Source organism: Gluconobacter frateurii (assembly GCF_002723955.1).
In the GTDB taxonomy this organism is placed as follows: Bacteria; Pseudomonadota; Alphaproteobacteria; order Acetobacterales; family Acetobacteraceae; genus Gluconobacter; species Gluconobacter frateurii.
The window spans coordinates 436,524-455,179 of record NZ_BEWN01000002.1; the positions used below are offsets into that span (position 1 = coordinate 436,524).

14 protein-coding genes and 1 tRNA gene are annotated in these 18,656 nt (G+C 56.9%); 6 read left to right on the plus strand and 9 right to left on the minus strand.

The window, feature by feature from the left end:
* Window positions 1–30: 30 nt before the first annotated feature.
* The 3 genes from ppa to GFR01_RS07490 all read right to left on the minus strand — a co-directional run bounded on the left by ppa (window position 31) and on the right by GFR01_RS07490 (window position 3,358).
* A complete protein-coding gene (ppa, locus tag GFR01_RS07480) occupies window positions 31–552 on the minus strand; it encodes an inorganic diphosphatase (protein ID WP_029495719.1) in 522 nt (173 codons plus the stop codon).
* A gap of 151 nt (window positions 553–703) precedes the next feature.
* Window positions 704–1,105, minus strand: a complete 402-nt coding sequence (locus GFR01_RS07485) for an alcohol dehydrogenase (RefSeq protein ID WP_099181912.1) — start codon at window positions 1,103–1,105, stop codon at window positions 704–706.
* Between the two features lie 114 nt (window positions 1,106–1,219).
* Window positions 1,220–3,358, minus strand: coding sequence for an FUSC family protein (locus GFR01_RS07490; protein ID WP_099181913.1), 2,139 nt, complete (start codon window positions 3,356–3,358; stop codon window positions 1,220–1,222).
* A gap of 220 nt (window positions 3,359–3,578) precedes the next feature.
* On the opposite strand from GFR01_RS07490, the gene GFR01_RS07495 reads away from it, so the two are divergent.
* The 4 genes from GFR01_RS07495 (at window position 3,579) to GFR01_RS07510 (ending at window position 6,423) form a co-directional block, all read left to right on the plus strand.
* Window positions 3,579–3,652: transfer RNA gene (locus GFR01_RS07495), tRNA-Ile, on the plus strand.
* 73 nt (window positions 3,653–3,725) lie between these two features.
* Window positions 3,726–5,405: an energy-dependent translational throttle protein EttA gene (ettA, locus tag GFR01_RS07500; protein WP_063903186.1), complete on the plus strand. Its 1,680-nt coding sequence runs from the start codon at window positions 3,726–3,728 to the stop codon at window positions 5,403–5,405.
* A gap of 74 nt (window positions 5,406–5,479) precedes the next feature.
* Window positions 5,480–5,977: a GNAT family N-acetyltransferase gene (locus GFR01_RS07505; protein WP_063903185.1), complete on the plus strand. Its 498-nt coding sequence runs from the start codon at window positions 5,480–5,482 to the stop codon at window positions 5,975–5,977.
* Window positions 5,978–6,066: 89 nt separating this feature from the next.
* A complete protein-coding gene (locus tag GFR01_RS07510; RefSeq protein WP_099181914.1) occupies window positions 6,067–6,423 on the plus strand; it encodes a pilus assembly protein N-terminal domain-containing protein in 357 nt (118 codons plus the stop codon).
* 81 nt (window positions 6,424–6,504) lie between these two features.
* Here GFR01_RS07510 and GFR01_RS07515 read toward each other — a convergent pair whose 3' ends face one another.
* On the minus strand, window positions 6,505–7,101 hold the full coding sequence (locus tag GFR01_RS07515; protein WP_063903183.1) for an MlaC/ttg2D family ABC transporter substrate-binding protein: 597 nt from the start codon (window positions 7,099–7,101) through the stop codon (window positions 6,505–6,507).
* 10 nt (window positions 7,102–7,111) lie between these two features.
* Window positions 7,112–7,918, minus strand: coding sequence for an MlaA family lipoprotein (locus GFR01_RS07520; protein WP_099181915.1), 807 nt, complete (start codon window positions 7,916–7,918; stop codon window positions 7,112–7,114).
* A gap of 317 nt (window positions 7,919–8,235) precedes the next feature.
* On the opposite strand from GFR01_RS07520, the gene GFR01_RS07525 reads away from it, so the two are divergent.
* Window positions 8,236–9,396 (plus strand): aldose epimerase family protein, encoded by a 1,161-nt coding sequence (locus GFR01_RS07525; protein ID WP_099181916.1) that lies wholly within the window; start codon window positions 8,236–8,238, stop codon window positions 9,394–9,396.
* Between the two features lie 77 nt (window positions 9,397–9,473).
* Here the strand turns inward: GFR01_RS07525 and GFR01_RS07530 are convergent, their stop codons facing one another.
* The 4 genes from GFR01_RS07530 to GFR01_RS07545 all read right to left on the minus strand — a co-directional run bounded on the left by GFR01_RS07530 (window position 9,474) and on the right by GFR01_RS07545 (window position 16,949).
* Entirely contained in the window at window positions 9,474–12,437 is a 2,964-nt protein-coding gene (locus GFR01_RS07530; RefSeq protein WP_099181917.1) for a TonB-dependent receptor domain-containing protein, read from the minus strand.
* Window positions 12,438–12,683: 246 nt separating this feature from the next.
* Window positions 12,684–13,466, minus strand: a complete 783-nt coding sequence (gene cysE, locus GFR01_RS07535) for a serine O-acetyltransferase (protein ID WP_099181918.1) — start codon at window positions 13,464–13,466, stop codon at window positions 12,684–12,686.
* A complete protein-coding gene (locus GFR01_RS07540; RefSeq protein WP_099181919.1) occupies window positions 13,463–14,680 on the minus strand; it encodes a UbiH/UbiF/VisC/COQ6 family ubiquinone biosynthesis hydroxylase in 1,218 nt (405 codons plus the stop codon). Before GFR01_RS07540 ends, cysE begins: the two co-directional genes overlap by 4 nt.
* Before the next feature lie 67 nt (window positions 14,681–14,747).
* Window positions 14,748–16,949, minus strand: coding sequence for a TonB-dependent siderophore receptor (locus tag GFR01_RS07545; protein WP_099181920.1), 2,202 nt, complete (start codon window positions 16,947–16,949; stop codon window positions 14,748–14,750).
* 417 nt (window positions 16,950–17,366) lie between these two features.
* Here GFR01_RS07545 and GFR01_RS07550 point away from each other — a divergent pair, with 417 nt between their 5' ends.
* Window positions 17,367–18,572, plus strand: a complete 1,206-nt coding sequence (locus GFR01_RS07550) for a mechanosensitive ion channel family protein (protein ID WP_099181921.1) — start codon at window positions 17,367–17,369, stop codon at window positions 18,570–18,572.
* Window positions 18,573–18,656 lie beyond the last annotated feature (84 nt).

Sequence of the window (18,656 nt, forward strand, 5' to 3'; positions counted from 1 at the left end):
GATCCGTATAAAACGGATCACAAACGCGTATTACTTTGCAGCAGCCAGTGCTGCTTCGATCACTTTACCAGCTTCTTCCTTGCCGGCCCAACCTGTCACCTTGACCCACTTGTTTGGCTCAAGATCCTTGTAACGCTCAAAAAAGTGTTCGATGGACTTGCGGGTGATCTCCGGCAGGTCATCGATGGACTTAACGTCCGTGAACTGCGGATGGATCTTGTCGTGCGGGACGCAGATGATCTTCTCATCCTGGCCGCTCTCGTCTTCCATCTTCAGCATGCCGATCGGGCGTGCACGGATGACGGCACCCGGCACTACGGCAGCCGGTGCGAGCACGAGGGCGTCAGCCGGGTCGCCATCAGCGGCGAGCGTGCCCGGAATGAAGCCGTAGGCTGCCGGATAGGCCATGGGCGTGAACAGGAAACGGTCCACGAAGATCGCGCCGCTTTCCTTGTCCACTTCGTACTTGACCTGAGAGCCCTGCGGAATCTCGATGACCACGTTGATGTCGTTCGGCACATCTTTGCCGGGCGAGATCTTGGAAACGTCCATGATGTTCACGTCCTGAACTGGTTTTAAAACAGAGGGACATTAACGACCCTTAAGCTTTCTGCCCAGTGTAGACGGAAAACGCGTCCGGAAATGCAAAACGCCCCGGCATGAAGCCAGGGCGTCCCGTAAAAAAACTGATGATCAAGCAGGATCAGAGAAGCGGCTGGGCGGCCTTCAGTGCATTGTGGCAGGCTGCACGGCGATCATCTTCGTTGGTGTAGGCTACGAGATAGTAGCGCTTGCCATTGCTGTTGAAATAACCCGCAGTACCAAGAGCGTAGTCTTCGTTGCCGACCGTCTGCTCGGTGGCCTTGTACTTCTCGCTCAGGCCGTAAAGAGCCGGGTTGCCTTCATCATAGGAGAGATACTGAAGTTCGACGCAGTAATTCATGATTCCTGCGAGATTGGCGGGGGAAACGCCCGTGAAATCCTTGCCAGGCGTGCCCTGAACGGCCGGTGGTGGCGGCGGTGACTGTTCCTGTGCCAGAGCGGCCGACGAAACCATACCGAGGCCAATTACGAGGCCAAAAGCGGGCACGATACGACGAAACATGGACGGTATCCTTTCTGAGACCCTGTCTTCCGCGGCACCCCGCGGTTGAAACGGAACACTTCTCCCGTTTGCGTGAAAAGAAAAGTCCATTTCAGAACATTTCTTCGTGAGCATTCAGACGGGAGGATCAAGATAGGGAGAACGGGCGTCAAAGAAGACGCGGTTCGTATTCAGTTCGGTGGAAATGACATCCAGAGCCGTCAGGGCCGCAATCAGAACAAACCGTTGTCTGGGATGCGATTCGGTTGTTTCACAGTCTCTGAGACGCTGGATGGCCAGTAATGTGGCGCGAAGAGTTCTCCCGTAATGCCCATGATATTGACCGCTGAAATGGCTCATACGGGCCAAAACGAGTTCCAGAGCCTGATGGGCCCGTGGGTTCAGAGCTGCATCATGGCTGATGGCGCGGAGGCGCAGAAGGTTCAGCATGACACGCATGGCGGACAGAATTCCCTGGAGATAGGCGTGAACAACAGGGGAGGGGGTGTCTGCCGAGTTGGTCATGAGGCGCACAAAGCGGTCCACATTTCGGGATACGATGACATCCAGTGTCGTGTCGTTTTTCCCATCCGCGATGTGATGCAGGTCCCGTAGAATATTTTCCCGCATGGTCCAGCGCTGGTGAGCCGGATCGTAAGGGAGGAAAGCCCTGTACATCCATGTCGTGTAGAAAAGCCCCAACACGAGCGGGAGTGCCGTATTGAAATAGACGATCTCATCCGTTCGGCCCTGATTTGAGGGGCCGAGCATGATGGGCAGGAACAGATTGTAGGAGACGGCTGGAAGTGTCAGGGGCGGATATGCGAAGGCAAGGCCGCCCAGCATCATGGCGACGCCTGACCACATCCCCAGCATCTCGAAGGTGGTAGGTTTGCCGAGCAGAAGCAGGTCCAGCACGCCACCTGCCAGAACCGCGCAGCACGCGCCATGCAGAAAGGCCTGTGTGGCAAGGGCCGGTCTTTCGAGTGTGGAAAACAGACTGCACGCAATCGCGACGAACATGATGAATGTCAGGCCGCTGGGCCATGCGGTTGCAATCCAGATTACGCCAGCTCCGAAGACCGTCACGGAGGAGCGCAGGCTGTTGACGATGGCCTGTCGCCAGTCCCGGTAAGATCGAATCGGTTCATGGAAATGATCGTGGGGCTGTGGGTTGCGGCTGGCCTCGAACTGACGCAGGGCCATGCGCAGGGCATCAATTAGTTCCACAAGCGCCTGTTGCAACATGCCGTGACGCAGCATGGCTGCCCGATCATCTGCTCCTGGCAGCTTGGTCCCGAAATACTGGACAACGCGGCGGCGGCAGTCCCGACGGAGGCTTCGCAGTTCGTCCAGAATCCCATCCATGGGCTCAGCTCTTTCCAGCCTGTCGGGGAGAGCCAGAAACAGGGTACGGATGCGTTCCGCCTGCTCCCGGAAGGCATCATCCTGACTTAGCGGGAGGCGCATCAACGTGGCCAGATCGAGCGCTCTGGCCAGTAGAACGGCAATATCCGCTAAAGCCGCCCGGGTGTGATCCCCTGCATGATCCTGACGGCCCAGTTCGACTTCCGCAAATTCGACCTGATCACCGAGTGTGGTGATGCGGCTAAACACAGGCTGCATAGTTTCCAGCGCATCCACCTTGCCGATGAGAATATCGGCAATCGTGAGCAGGGCTGGTTTCAGCGTGTCCTTGAAGGTGCTGGAGAGTTGCTGGCGGGTCCGTTTTGTCAGGCCTAACTGGAAAAGCCCCGAAACCGAAGCCTCCAGAACGATGCCCAGTACGATATAGGTCGCACGGGACATGGCGATTTCGAAGATATGGTTCGGGTCCGCGATCCCATCCAGTGAGACGATGGCGTAGGTGAAGCCCGTCGCTCGCATGCCGTGGATGCGATAATTGGTCATGGAAGCCGGGCCGGGCATGAATGTCCCGATCAGGCAGAACAGACCGATCCCCGCAGCCAGCAGAAAAATGAACATCAGTGGCGCCTGGGGGCATACTGCCACGAGGACTACGCCGCAGATCACACCCAGCACCATGCCGAACAGATGCCACTTCGCTTTGGCCAGGCTGCGCCCACGCGTGCCCTGCGCTACCATCCAGACGGTCAGGGCTGCCCATTGCGGGCTGCCCAGTTCCATCTTCAGGGCGATTCCCAGAGCCAACAGGGAGGTCAGTGTTGTTCGGAGGGCGTACCCGGCCATGACCGGATCGGGAGCGTAGAGCCAGCGCAGCTTGCGCAGAAGAAGCGCTGGGCTGGCTGACATCACTGTTTTTGCCAGCCGCTACTATGGTGTGTGGTGTCTTCCGTCATATCTTCCCCCAGAGCGATGCAGGCCGGCAGGTGCCATCTCGAAACGGCGGCAGCGGCTCATCGGAGGCCTGTCGGAGACGGGAAGGCTTTAGACACATAATGCAAAAAAAGACATTTCACCATGTCAGGCCTTGCAAAAATGCGTCAGGTAAGCGATTCCGTGCAGCAACCGCGCGCCTGTAGCTCAATTGGTTAGAGCCGGCCGCTCATAACGGCTTGGTTGGGGGTTCGAGTCCCTCCGGGCGCACGGTGTTCTATTCTGTCTGGCGTGCCGTTTGCCGCCGCCCATTCCACGTTCCACCCCGTTCAGGAGACCTCGCATGGCCGCCTACCAGTATGTCTATGTCATGAAGGATCTTACAAAGGCCTATCCGGGTGGACGTGAGGTCTTCAAGGGCATCACCCTGTCCTTCCTGCCCGGCGTGAAGATTGGCGTTCTCGGCGTCAACGGTGCCGGTAAGTCCACGCTGCTCAAGGTGATGGCCGGAATCGACAAGGAATTCGGTGGCGAGGCCTGGGCCGCTGAGGGCGTCAAGATCGGTTATCTTGAGCAGGAGCCAAAGCTCGACGAGAAGCTGACGGTCGGGGAAAACGTCGCTCTTGGTTTTGGCAAGCTCAAGCATGCCATTGATCGCTTCAACGAGATTTCGATGCTCTTCGCAGAGCCGATGTCCGATGAAGAAATGACGAACCTGCTGGCTGAACAGGCCGAGCTTCAGGAAATTATCGACGCAGGCGACGGCTGGGAGCTGGATCGCAAGCTGGAAATCGCTCTGGATGCGCTGCGCTGCCCGCCCGCAGACAGCCCGGTTGACAAGCTGTCCGGTGGTGAGAAGCGCCGTGTGGCCCTGTGCCGCCTGCTGCTGGAAAAGCCTGACATTCTGCTGCTCGATGAGCCAACCAACCATCTTGATGCCGAGAGTGTCAGCTGGCTCGAAAAGACGCTGCGTGATTATCAGGGCACCGTCATGGTCATCACCCATGACCGTTACTTCCTTGATAACGTCACCAACTGGATTCTCGAACTCGAGCGTGGCCGTGGCTATCCGTTCGAAGGCAACTACTCGTCCTGGCTGGAACAGAAGCGCAAGCGTCTGGCCCAGGAAGAGAAGGAAGAAAGCTCCCGCCAGCGTGCGCTCGCTGCCGAGCAGGAGTGGATCAACAGCTCTCCGAAGGCCCGTCAGGCCAAGAGCCAGGCTCGTATCACCAAGTACGAAGAGATGCTGGCAGCCAACTCCGAAAAGGTTGGTGGTACGGCGGATATTGTCATCACGCCGGGTCCACGCCTTGGCGGTACGGTGATCGAAGCCGAGAACCTGACGAAGGGCTTTGGCGACCGTCTGCTGATTGATGGGCTGAACTTCAAGCTGCCGCCTGGTGGCATCGTGGGTGTGATCGGTCCGAACGGTGCAGGTAAGTCCACGCTGTTCAAGATGATCACGGGTCAGGACACGCCGGATGGTGGTTCACTGAAGATCGGTGAAACCGTAAAGCTTGGCTATGTCGATCAGTCCCGCGATACGCTGGATGCCAACAAGACCGTCTGGGAAGAGATTTCCGGTGGCACGGACGTCATTCAGCTTGGCAAGCGGACGGTTCCGTCCCGTGCCTATGTCGGAGCGTTCAACTTCAAGGGTTCTGACCAGCAGAAGCGCGTCGGTATCCTGTCGGGTGGTGAGCGTAACCGCGTTCATCTTGCCAAGATGCTCAAGGAAGACAGCAACGTGCTGCTGCTCGATGAGCCGACCAACGATCTTGACGTTGATACGCTGCGTGCCCTCGAAGATGCTCTGGCAGACTTCGCTGGCTGCGCCGTGGTCATCTCCCATGATCGCTGGTTCCTTGACCGTCTGGCAACGCATATCCTCGCTTTCGAGGGTGACAGCCATGTCGAGTGGTTCGAAGGTAACTTCCAGGACTACGAAGAAGACAAGCGCCGTCGTCTTGGACCGGATGCGACTGAGCCAAGCCGCATCAAGTACCGCCCGCTGGCCCGCTAAGACGGACCGTTCCTTCTGCTCGTCACCGGGGCAGGGCAATCTGTCCCGGTTTCTGACGGTTTGAGGAGGCCCGTTTGCTAGGGCGCGAACTCCGCACTGCACGTCTGGTTCTCAGCCCGGTCAATTGGCCGGACCTTGAGGATATGATCGCCCTCAAGGCTGATGCCGGTGCTTTCGGGCAAATGCTGGGTGGTGTGCGAAGCCGCTTCGAAACTGAACAGGAAATGGCCGAGGATGTTGCGTTCTGGGCGAGACGCCGGATCGGAATTTTCGCTATTCGCGAGAACGGGCGTTTCGTCGGGATAACAGGTGTTCATGAACGTCCTGATGGGCGTGGCCTTGGGCTGAGGTTTTCCATTTTTCCATGGGCTGCCGGCCGCGGTATTGCCCGTGAAGCCGCCGCTGCTGCCATCCGGTATGTTCTGGATGAAGGAGAGCCACGCATTGTGGCTGTGGCCAAAGAAGACAATCTGGCTTCCCGCGTCGTGCTTGGCAGTATTGGTATGCGCCATGTCGATACCTTCAAGCGCGATGGCAATACGATGTTCCTTTACGAAATTGCTCCTGTCTGACGCAAAACAGGGGGCACTGGTGTTTGTTTCCTGGCCTCTCGGGAATTACCGTTTAAAACCATACGATATTGTTCGTTAAGGAATGCGGTGTGGTCGATTTTCTGAGAAATCTGCGAAAAATGGCGCTTGGCGCTGCAATCATGGGATTTGCGGTAACTGCGGGAGTGCAGGCGGCAGAGGTCAAACCGCCCGAGTCTATCGTGGGAGGCATGCATATTATTGATCGCACGCTTGTCCTGCCCGTTGGAGGGACGGAAATCGTGGCTCTGCCCCCTGATCTCCAGACGGCTACTCTTAGTCTGCCTGATGTTCTGCACGTCAATCTCGTCTCTCAGAAAGTCGCAGAAATTCTGGCTCACCATGAGGGACAGACGGATGTTCTCTTCACCGGGAAAGACACGATCTATCGTTTTCACGTGTCAGTCGTGAAGCGTGCTGCTCGGTAAGGGCGGTCATCAGCACGAAGCAAAAAAGACCTCCTGAACAGGAGGCCTTTTTTTATGATGTCAGTTCTGTAGACGTAGCACTCAGTGATGATTGCTGAGCTGATGCTCCAGAGCAGTGTTCAGGGCGCCGACATCGCCGCCGTGGCGGGAGAGGTAGGAGCTGTAGTCGCCGCGCTGGTTCATGCGCAGGCTTGCGCCTTCGCCATACATGTCCACGACCTTGGCCGGAGTGCCGCCAATAACGAGCTGCATGTTCACTTCAGGCTGGCCAGGGCGGTCGATCAGGGCATTGACGCGTTCGCCATCCGGCGTGGGGGTTGAACCCGTCACACGGAAGCTGACGCCCTGATAGTTACCGATCTGGTCCGTGATCGTATTGACCAGAACCTGATCGAACAGCTGCAGATATTTCTGCTGCTGTGCCGGCGTTGCCGTGCGCCAGTAGCGGCCGAGGCAGTAGCGGGCGATACCCTGAATATCCACGTTGGACTGAAGAAGTGGGAGAACTTCGCGCTTCTTCTCACCCAGTGGCTTGCTGGAGTTGACGATGCTGACCAGCTGGCCACCAAAGGAATTTACGAAATCTGTCGCAGGGTTGGCATGCGCGACACCAGCCCCGAACGTGAGGGTTGCAGCAAGTGCACCGAAAAGGGCGCGGCGCGAGAGGGCTTTAAGCATGCGTTTGTCCTCAGTTGTACCAGTCTGGGGTGGTGGCGCGGTGATCGTTCTGCATTGCGTCGATCTGGCTCTGGCGGTTCTGCTGCCAGGCACTGCGGACGTAGGAGTACGGATCAAGGCTGTCCTGCTCCAGATGATCGATCTGATCCACACTGTTGGCAAAGCCATCAACCGTGCCCAGAATATTATAAGCCCAGTTGAATGTCAGTAGACCATAACCTCTTGGCACATAGTTGATCGGGGTCAGAGCCTGACCGATCGCATAACCTGCACCATCGCGGATGTTGCTGGGGCCGACGAATGGGATGAAGAGATACGGCCCGCTCGGCACGCCCCATGTTCCCATGGTCATGCCTGGGTCGGTTTCATGCTGCTTGTAACCCACCAGACTGGCGACATCGAAGAAACCGGCCACACCTGCACTCATGTTGATCGTGAAGCGCATGAACGAGTCGCCTGCGCGCCGTGGCTTTCCTGCCCCGACATCGGAGAAGAACACCGCAGGCTCACGCCAGGTTTCATTGATGTTGGAAATACTATGGCGCACCGGCTTTGGCACGGCCCACACCCACGCCTTGGCCACAGGACGCAGCGCTACATGGTAGGCCCACATCTGAACGTTATACATCTTACGGTTAAACGGCTCGTACGGATCGTTGGCAGCCTTGTAGTCAGCAAGGTCGTCCGGATCTGTCGGCGGCGGTTTGTGCAGGGAGCCGCAGGCCCCCAGCGTCAGCAGTGCCAACACACCTGCAATGGCTCTGCCACGACGCGAACGCGTCGCCCTGATACCGATTCTGTCCTGCCGAGAGTCCATAACCATTCCTCAAAAACCCCACTCCGCGGGCGTGCTCACAAAGACTTCATCTGAAAACGGAAATTTTCAAAATCCGTTCCCATTCAATTGTCATGCCGTCAGCGGAGCCTTGAGCCGTCCGTCGCGGAAAACTGCGGAAGGCCGTAGTCATAGCCTATACTGTGCCAAGCCGCACCCCTCTATGTATCCAAATTATGACACAGGGAAGAGATGAGATCCTTTAACGATCCAGATGCCTGAAGGACACTCCAGCGACTTTGACGGCTGAAATATTTTGAGAGCAGTGTGGCGGCAACTCAACACCTGGGAGTTTTTCGGTGTCCACATTGACTGCATTCAAAGCCCCTCTTTTCGCCACTGTCGCCCTCGTCGGGCTGTCGCTTGGGGCTGCTCAGGCACACCCGGCTGTCAATTCACAGCCATGGGGCACAACGCCGGATGGTAAGCCCGTTCGTATCGTGACGCTGAAGAACGATCATAACGTTACCGTCCGCGTCATCACGTATGGCGGCATCATCCAGTCCGTTGAGACGCCGGATCGGAGCGGTCATGTTCAGGACATCGTTCTCGGGTTTGGCGATCTGAAGGGCTATACGGTCGACAGCGCCAAGGGTGGTCTGTTCTTCGGTGCGATGATCGGTCGTTACGCCAACCGTCTGGCTGGCGGCAGCTTCCCGGTTGAGGGCAAGGTCTACCACACGGACATCACAGCTGGCCCTAACGCGCTTCATGGCGGCAAGAAGGGCTTCGACAAGAATGTCTGGACGCTTGAAAAGACCGGAACCAACGGTTCGGGCGCTTATGTGACCCTCAAGCTGGTCAGCCCGAACGGGGATCAGGGGTTCCCGGGAACTCTGACGACGCACATCACCTACACGCTGGGTAACGATGATGCGCTGGCTCTGCATTATGTCGCGACAACGGATGCACCCACGGTTCTGAACCTGACGAACCACAGCTACTGGAACCTGAACGGTGAAGGGTCGGGCAGCATTGAGCCGGAAGTTCTTCAACTGAACGCGGACAGCTTCACGCCGACCGACAGCACGTCCCTACCAACCGGCCAGATTGTTCCCGTGGCCGGAACCCCGCTGGACTTCAGCAAGCCGACCGTCATTGGGGATCGTCTGCGCAGCAACGACCAGCAGATGATGTACGCACGCGGCTATGACATGAACTGGGTCGTCAACGGCGCTTACGGGCAGGCTCCCCGCCTTGGCGGGAAGGTCTACGATCCGCGCTCGGGCCGTAGCATGGAGATCCTGACGAACCAGCCGGGTCTTCAGGTCTATACGTCCAACTCGCTGGATGGCGGTTACGCTGGCATTTCCGGTCGGGCCTATCGTCAGACCGATGCGATCGCTTTCGAGGCCGAGCACTATCCCGACAGCCCGAACCATCCGTCTTTCCCGACGACGGAGCTGAAGCCGGGTCAGACCTTCGATTACACGACGATCTTCAAGTTCTCGAACAAGTAAGACTGGCGGGTACACGCATAAAAAAAAGGGGCGATCCGCAAGGACCGCCCCCCTTTTTTCTGTTCAAAGAAACAGGATCAGAAGTTCACGCCTGCCTGCAGGAAGACGTAACGTCCCGTGTACAGGCTGCCATAAAGAGCGGCGGCACTGTTGTCTGTTGCGCTGGCAACGAACGGTGGCTTCTTGTCAAAGAGGTTGTTTACACCGCCCTGGAAGTTCCAGCTCTTCCAGCGATACGTCACAGTCACATCGTGGGAGAAGATGCCCGGGGTCTTGGTGCGGCCATAACCGTTGGCGCGGGTAAGATCGGTTGTACCATCGTTCCAGATCATGCCGCCGGTGTACTGCATCATGTAGGTGATGCCGAAAGCGCCATGCTGCCAGCCCACTGTAGCGTAGTCACGAACGCGAGGGTTGCCCGTTCCGGATTGATAGAACATGCGACCGGCATAGTTGTACCACTGACCACCCACTTCGTTCTGCTGCAGATAGCTGATGAGCTGCTGGAAGTTGTTGGACAGCGTCAGAACGTCATGCGGTGTGATCCGGAGACGATAGTCCAGATCGAAATCGATACCACTCGTCTTCAGGCCACCGATGTTGGCATAGGTGGATGTGACGGAGTTGATCTGTCCCGTGCTGGCAACGCGTGTGATCGCACTGCAGTAGTTCGTGTTCGCACCCGTGTAGCACTGGTCCATGATGTACTGGCTGCTCAGATACGTGATCATGTTCTTGAGCGTGTAGTGCCAGTATTCCACGGAAGCCGACAGACCTGGAATCCAGCGCGGCGTAATGACCGTACCAATTGTATAGGTGCGGCCGGTTTCCGGCTTCAGCTTGCTGTTGCCACCATACAGGGTTGGTGTCTGGCCTGAGTAAGCGGAAGAGAACGTGGAAGAATTGATGCCCTGCTTGGCGCAGGTTGCAGCCACTGTCGCAGACTTGGCGCCATAAGAGGCTGCCTGCACAGAGTCGCACGGATCAGTTGCTGAAGCGTAACCGAGAGACTGGCCACCATACAGTTCGTACACGTTCGGCTGACGATAGGAGGTGCCGAGCGTTGCACGGAAGCGGATGTCCTGGATCGGGGCCCAGTTGATGGAGACCTTCCAGTTCTTGGCGCCACCGAACGTGTTGTAGGACGAGTAACGGCCCTGGCCGTCGATCGTCAGATCCTTGGCGAGGAACGCATTATGCAGAAGCGTTGCCTTACCTTCGAGGTAACCTTCCGTGACGTTGAAGCCACCGCCCGTGTAGGATGCGGAGTTCGTCAGCGTCTGGCCAGCTTCAACCAGTGCGTCAGGATGATAGGCAAGCTGCTCACCACGGTGTTCCATGCCCAGAGCGATACCAAGATCGCCACCATTTGCCCATGGCATGTGAACAACATGGTTGTTGTTGATGCGCAGGTTCAGGTCACGCAGCTGATAGTAATAGTGGTCGTGGGCCGTATAGTTGGAATACGCGGCTGCTGCGGAAGATAGCTTCGTGAACGGGTTGGACAGGACGCAACCAGCCGATGCATTGCAGACAGACGGGTTGTAGACCAGTGCGCTATCGGCGTTTCCAGGCTCAACCTGTTGCAAGCCGTATGTTTCCAGAAGCTTGGAGTAGTTGCCCACACCTGACAGCTGGTTCATGACCTGGTTCCATCCGTAGGTGTAGGACAGGTCATAGTTCCAGTCGTGCGTGATCTCGCCTTTGATGCCTGCAATACCAGTGTAGGTATCAGAAGCATTTTCGTTGCGGCGATTTCCCCACTCAGCCATGCGCTTGTACATGACCGCATCTTCGCCCGTCGTATTGTACGGGTCATTGGCGGGAATGTAGAGCGTCGTCGGCAGTGTGGAGGGGTAGATGCTGCCGGAGACAGGCATCGGTGCCATCGTCGTGGACGAATTACGGTGGCTGTAGTTGAAGTTCAGGTACGGCGTGAAATGACGGTTGATCTCATAATGAGAATCAAAAGCCAGCGTCGCGTCCGTCAGGGAGTTCGTCAGGCTCTGGTCATTGCCGTAGTTGTAACGGTCGGCGGATGTGAAATCGCGGACTCCCCCGCTGCCTGTGGCGATGTAATCACCGCTATCCGTGATGAAGCGCCCTGCCGTTGGAATGCTTGAACCATAGCTGATGCTGGAAGCGCTGGCAGGATCGTTAGCCTGAACCGGGTTGGCCCAGGAACGGTTCTTCTGCTGGATTCCGCTCTGGGTCATGTAAGAGCCGGAAATCGTGACGTTGCCCTTGCCATGATCGAAGTTCCAGCCCTTGTAGCCGGAGATCATGCCTGTCTGGCCGTCACCTACATCCGTGATGCCGCCACGGACCGTGAGGTTGCCGTCGCTCAGGTTATGCTTGAGCTTGATGTTGATAACGCCGGAAACAGCGTCGGCACCATAGAGTTCGGAACCGCCATCTTTCAGGATTTCAACACTTGCGACCTGATGCACGTTGATCGTGTTCATGTCGAAGCAGCTGTTGTTGCCGTTAATGGCAGCACGCTTGCCGTCGATCAGAACCAGAACGCGGTTCTGCCCGAGGTTACGGATATCGGTGCAGGATGAGCCGCCCGTTCCGTTCGTCTGGCTGTTTGTCGTTCCGGAAGAGCCGATGGACGGCAGACGCTGCAGGTAGTCACCAAGCGTAGTGGCGCCTGTCTGCTCGATCTGCTTGCTGGTCACGATCTGGACCGGGTTGGCGTTCTGGTTGTTAGACGTGCTGAGCGCTGAACCCGTTACGACAACGCTTTCCGACCGGCTTGAATCGATCGAGGCAACAGCCTGGCGGCGGTTAACCTGAGCGCTCAACGTCGATGTCGGCGCTGTTACTGCGACCGGCACCGTTGCCGGTGTTGCTGCGACGGTTGAGGATGTTGTGGCCTTTGACGAAGCCTTCGTCTTGGCGTGTGTGGTTGTGCGATGAGAGGACGCACGGTGATGCGTGCTCGTGGCGGTCTGTGCGTTCGCGGATGCGGTCGCGTCCAGTCCCATGGCGAGAACGGAAGCGCACAGAAGCAGCTCCCTGCGTCGATGAAGAATCATGTGGGCTCACAGTCAGACTATATTTCTGAGATCCCGCAATTAATGTTTTTGTCTCAGAACTTTGTCTATCCGGAAATACCTGTAACAGATGCCATCAGGGCACGCTGTTGCATAAATATCATACAACAATAACGCTACTATACTGTCTGTTTCCTGGTAATTTATAAAGTTAATTACTGATACATTATCGTTTCATATAGAAACAATTCTGCTGTGCAGGCAGGAATAACCTGCCTGCCGCGTTCATCAGGAAACGGGATGAGCGGGGGTGGGCGTAACAGCCGCAGTTTTGGCTGTTCCGAGGATACGGGCAGGATTCCCGACCGCCGTTGCATTGGCCGGGATGTCTTCCAGAACGACGGATGCTGCGCCGATACGCGCGTATTCGCCGATGATAAGCCGTCCGAGAACCTTGGCGCCTGAACCGATCATGGCTCCGCGACGGACGATCGGGTGACGATTCCCGCTCAGTTTTCCAGTTCCGCCAAGGGTGACATCCTGGAACAGTGAAACGTCATCTTCGATGATGCAGGTTTCGCCAATGACGATGCCTGTCCCGTGATCGATGCTCAGGCGGCGGCCCAGTTGGGCTGCGGGATGAATGTCGATCGAAAACAGTTCGTTGACCCGGCTTTGGAAATGATAGGCCAGATGGCGCCTGTTTTGTCGCCACAGATAATGCGCGATACGATGGGCTTGCAGAGCCTGCCAGCCTTTGAAGAACAGGAAGGGTGTAACGAGATCCGGGCAGGCAGGGTCCCGGTCCCGGGTAGCCAGAATGTCTTCGGCAGCCGCTTCCGCAATATCGGGAACGTCCTGAAGGATGGAGGCGACAAGGCGTGTGATGGCTGTGGCCGAAATCGAGCGGTCAGCGAGTTTCGTACCCAGCAGAGACGCCAGAGCCGAGCTGAAATCGGCATGGTCTCCAATATTGGTCGCGAAGACATCCTGGATCAGCGGGTCATGGCAACTGCACGCCTGAGACTGCATGTCCTGCCAAAGCTGAACGAGGTTAGGCGCTGTCGTCATACGCCCATCGCCCTACGGACAAAGGCCTGTCTGAGGCGTGGGAAACGATGCACGCCTGCAATGCCCAGATCGCGCACGCGCCGAAGGAGCGGATTGTCGTTCCCGAACAGACGCTCAAGAATATCAGTCGCAGCCAGCATGGCCATGTTGCCGGGGCGCGTCCGGCGCTGATAGCGCGTCAGAAGGTCGCGACTGCCCGGATCGGCACGATGGCTGTGAGCTTCGATCAGCAGATCGGCAAGGGCAATGACGTCCCGGAAGCCGATGTTCAGGCCCTGACCGGCAATCGGGTGAATACCGTGTGCGGCATCTCCAACAAGGGCCAGACGGGGCGCGATGTATGTCTGGGCGTATTGCGCGGAGAGGGGATAGATCCAGCGGCGCCCGATGGGAGTAATCGCGCCCAGATCCTCGTCTCCCATGCGAGCCTTGATTTCTCGCGCAAAGACGTCATGCGGAAGGCTATGGAAACGCTGCGCACGGCCTTCGCCTTCTGCCCAGACGATAGCGGAACGGTGTGGGTGTTCCGGTGTGCCGGGCATGGGAAGACGGGCGAACGGCCCTTCTGGAAGGAAGTGTTCCAGAGCCACGCCGTCATGCGGCTTTTCGTGCGCGATTGTCGCGACGATACCATACTGATGGTAGGGAATTTTCGTCAGGCCAATGCGAGCCTGCTCGCGCAGGGGCGAACGACGACCTTCTGCGGCAATGGCGAGCTTTGCCGTGACAGTCGGGCCAGAGGCCAGCCGGATGGAAACGTGATCCGGGTGGAACGTGAAGGTACCGGTGTCGGGCGCACGGACATCGAGCGTTTCATACTGTCCCAGCGTCTGGTTGATGGCGAGCCGCAGATCGCGGGCCTCGACCATCCAGCCGAAGTTCATGCCTTCTGGCGCATCCTCAACGCCAAAATGCAGGAAGAGCGGAGAGGCGGCCTCATGCGGGCGGCCATCAGACACGCGGATTTCACGGATGGGCTGGGAGATGCCGGGCAGATTGTCCCAGATGCCCGCGGCTTCGAGCATCTGGCGTGACCCTTCGGCGATGGCGTAGGCGCGACCATCCAGAGAGGGATCTTCCATGCCCGGGAGAGGCGCACGGTCAATCAGCAGAACACGTACGCCCTCTGCCGCCAGACGGCACGCGAGCGTCGCTCCAACCGGGCCGGCTCCGTTAATGCACAGGTCGTAATGTGTCTTCTTCATTGTGCTCATCTCCCTGCCCCCTGTCCTACTCCTGTGAGGTTGGGAGCGGAAGAGGGAAGGGAGACGCAGGCGTAGATCAGAGATCGAAGCGGGCGTTCAGGAAGACAGCTCGTGGCGTACCGACGAAGAAGTAATCAGACGCCAGAAAGCCCCAGTAATGAAGGTTCGTGGCGTTATCGAGTTCAGCACGGAGCGTCACCTTGTGGCGGCCGATGCTGGTGCGATAGCTGGCCCGCAGGTTGAGCAGGGTATAGCTGGGAACGTGGTAGGTATTGGAGCTGTCACCCCACATGGAGGCGGTATAGTGAACCTCGGCTGTGGCCGAGAGGCCCGGTACGCCGGGGATACGGTCTGTCAGCTGAAACACGTTCTGGAACAGCGGAATGCCCTCGATCTTGTTTCCTTTGATGCTGGCATCCGCCTTGCTGTATTTTCCGCCTTCAGCGCCCAGACTGTCCGTGAGGGTAATGCCGAACGGCAGATCCACATGGCCGCTGAGTTCTGCGCCCTGATATGTGACTGTGCCGTTCGAGACATAGACATTGTCAGCATTTGCATACTGTGCGCCTCGCGTGATGCGATAAAGTGCGCCCGTCAGATCCCAGCTTGCCCGAGCAACTTTCGCACCGACTTCCACCTGGTCGGAACGGATCGGTGGAAGGGTCTCACGCGCGTTCTTGTAGGTGTCTCCCACCGTTCCACCGTTTTCCAGCGCCTGAACGTAGCTGGCGTAAATTGTGGTGTCTTTCCACGGGTGGAACATCAGCGCCGCAGTTGGTGTGAGCGGCGTTGTGCGCAGAGCCGTTTTTGTACCGGATGACGTCCAGGTCAACTGATGGAAATCAGTAAAGCGGATACCGGCCAGTAATGACCAGTGTTCGTCGAACGTCAGGGTGTCGCTTCCGAAAAGACCGACTTGGTCTGAGCGGTAATTGCGATAGGTCGCCGTGTTCCAGCTTCCGCTATAGGATCGGCTGATGACGGGCGCGTAGAGGTTCTGTCCTCCAATATCAACGTAATCCGAATCATAAGGCAGATACCGGCTCAGACCCTGCCATGCAGCACCCATTGTAAAGTCGTGCCGGATAAAACCTGTCCGGAACTTGCCTTCCAGAATGGCCTGCACCTGGTCGTACTGCGCCCAACTGCCGGGATTGGTACTCATGTAGGTGTCGTAGTTCCCGGCCTGATCCTGCAGGGACATCCATTCCCCGCGATAGCGGCGGTAATCCATGCTGTGACTGTAATCGATGCGGGCGGTCCAGTTTTTCGTGATGTCCCAATGCAGCCCCGTGGAAACGAATAGCGTGTGAGACGTGAACATGCTTGCGGGGGAGGCCGTCAGGTTCTTGTGGCCGCTGATGGCATCAGGCAGACGGTTGCTGCCATAGGCGGACGGATCATCAATAAAGAAGTCCTGCACGCCACCCTGGACCTTGCGGTCCTGATAAATGGCGTCGGCCGTCCACAGCAGGTTGGGTGCAAGGCGCACGTCGGTGGAAAGAGAACCTGAAAACCGGGTGACGTGAGAGCCGCTGTAGGTTTCACCGTTTTCATGCGTGAGGTTGAGGCGGTATCCGACGATGTCGTTCCGGAAGAGGCGGCCGCCTGTATCAATGTGCTGGCTGCCTACGGCGCCTGAGCTGTAGCCTGCATCAAAGGAAAATGTGCGGGCGTCTGTTGGTTTCTTGGTCTGGAAGTCAATGATGCCGCCGGGCGCATTGAAGCCGTACATGAAACCGGAGGCACCTTTGAGAAGCTGTACCGCCTCGAACGATTCAAGCGGTAGCTCCACGGTCGTCATGAAGAAGGGCGTGCCGTTGATCTTGTAGCCGTTGTAATCGTCCAGCGGCACTCCGCGGACGGTGACGGAGTAGGCATTGAACGAATAGGTGTCCCCGTTCGAAATGACAGATGCGTCCTGTGAGAAGACGCGGGCGAGGGATTTGACCTGCCGCTCCTGAAGCTCGGCTGCCGTAACGGTTCTGATCGAGAACGGTGTGTCCAGAACACGTTTGGTTCCCAACGCGCCGCCATCAACGGGATGGGCATGACCACGGACTGTGAGGCTTTCATCCGCCTCATCCTGATGTCTGATCTTCACATGTTTGGAGGGCGCATGACGCGATTTCTGCGTGTCATGACGAGTGTTGACAGCAGTCTTATGGCTGGTCTTCGATTGTTCTTCCTGAGCTGCGGCCCATGCGACGGCAGAGGTGCCTGACATGAGAAGAGTGAAGGAAAGCACAGAGGACAAAACAGAAGAGGTGGTTGCCATAAAACTGCACCGAAGTGTAAAATGTAGAAACTACGCAAATCCTACGTTCAAAAAATAAAACATCAATATGAATCGTTGTTTATGTGTCGTTTCGATTAAAAACTAAAAACTTCTTTTATATTAAGGATTTTTGCCAAATCACCTTTGGTGAATGTTTGGATTTTATGCTGCTCAGAAAAGGGCCTGCACAGTGTCTCTTTTTGGCAACATGGATCGTGAAAGGTCTTTAATAACAAAATAATATAGTGAAAATGAATGGAACCCTATTTCGGGAACGGTTCGGTCTTCCTGCGGTTATAGTCGGACGTTCCTTGGCAGATACGCCGCGGAGTACTGAGAAAGAGCGTTTCATCCGTTCAGGACGTTGGCCCCTGCGCGACCTGAAAGTGGATTGCTCACGATTGTCTAGGGAGACCCATGTTCAGACAGAATTACGTGGATTCGATGTCCACACTCCGCCACCAGTTTGACTGGCTGCCTGATCCACTTGGTTCCATTCTGCTCCTCTGCGCGGCCGCACTGATTGCACTTCTGCTGAGCCGTCTCATTACCGGGGCGCTTCCACGCCTGCCGGGTTTGCGGAAAATCCAGTTCATTCATGCGCTCATCAACCGGTTGCGCCTGAACATCAGTTATTTCCTGATGATCATTGCGGCCAGTGCGGCTTTGCCAGCAACAGAGGGTTTTTCTCCCAAGACGGAGACATTCCTCGCGCATGCTTTGGCCTGTCTGTTCATCATGAATCTGGGCTTTGGTATCATCCGGGCGTTTCGTCTGATTACGGATCAGTACCTCAACCGGATCAGTTCCCGGGAGAACGTGGATGACATCACGGTCCGCTCCCATCAGACGCAGATCCGCGTTCTGCGGCGTCTGATCGAGATTACCTTCGGGGTTCTGACTGTTGCTGCCTCTCTGATGGTTTTCAATTCCGTCCAGAAATTCGGCGTGTCGCTTTTCGCTTCCGCTGGGGCGGCATCTCTGATCGTCGGTCTGTCTGCCCGTCCCGCATTGTCCAATCTGATTGCGGGTATCCAGATTGCCATTACGCAGCCGATCCGTATGGAAGACATGCTGATCCTGAATGGTGACTGGGCCTGGGTTGAGGAAATCAATGCGACCTATGTGGTTCTGAGAACATGGGATCGCCGTCGCTACATCGTGCCGATTTCATACTTCCTGGAAAATCCATTCCAGAACTGGACGCACAGTTCCCAGTCTTTGATCGGGTCTGTCTTCCTGTGGCTGGATTACCGTACGCCGATGGATCAGGTGCGTCAGATGTTCATGGAAGAAATCGAACATTGCCCGGACTGGGATAAGGATCGTTCGTCCATTGCCTGCCAGGTCGCAGATAGTAATGCGCAGGTCATATCCATCCGCATCATTGCGGGTGCGGCGGATGCTGGAAACATGTGGAATCTGTCCTGCGATATTCGAGAGCGTATGCTGCGGCGTATCCAGTCTGAACTGCCGGAATGTCTGCCGCGCGGTCGTACGGCTGTCGTATCAGATTCTCCGTCTGAAGCACCGTGGCCTGAAAGCCTCATGTCGCCGCCCGTCAATCGTCCCGATGATGGGAGATACCGGGGCCCGGATCTAAAATCTCCCGTTGTTTCGTGAAATTTCTTCCTGTTACTCTATCTGGGTTCATAAATTTCGTTTTGAGCCCCGATAGTGTGACATTTGTGCACTGGAAATCGTGTG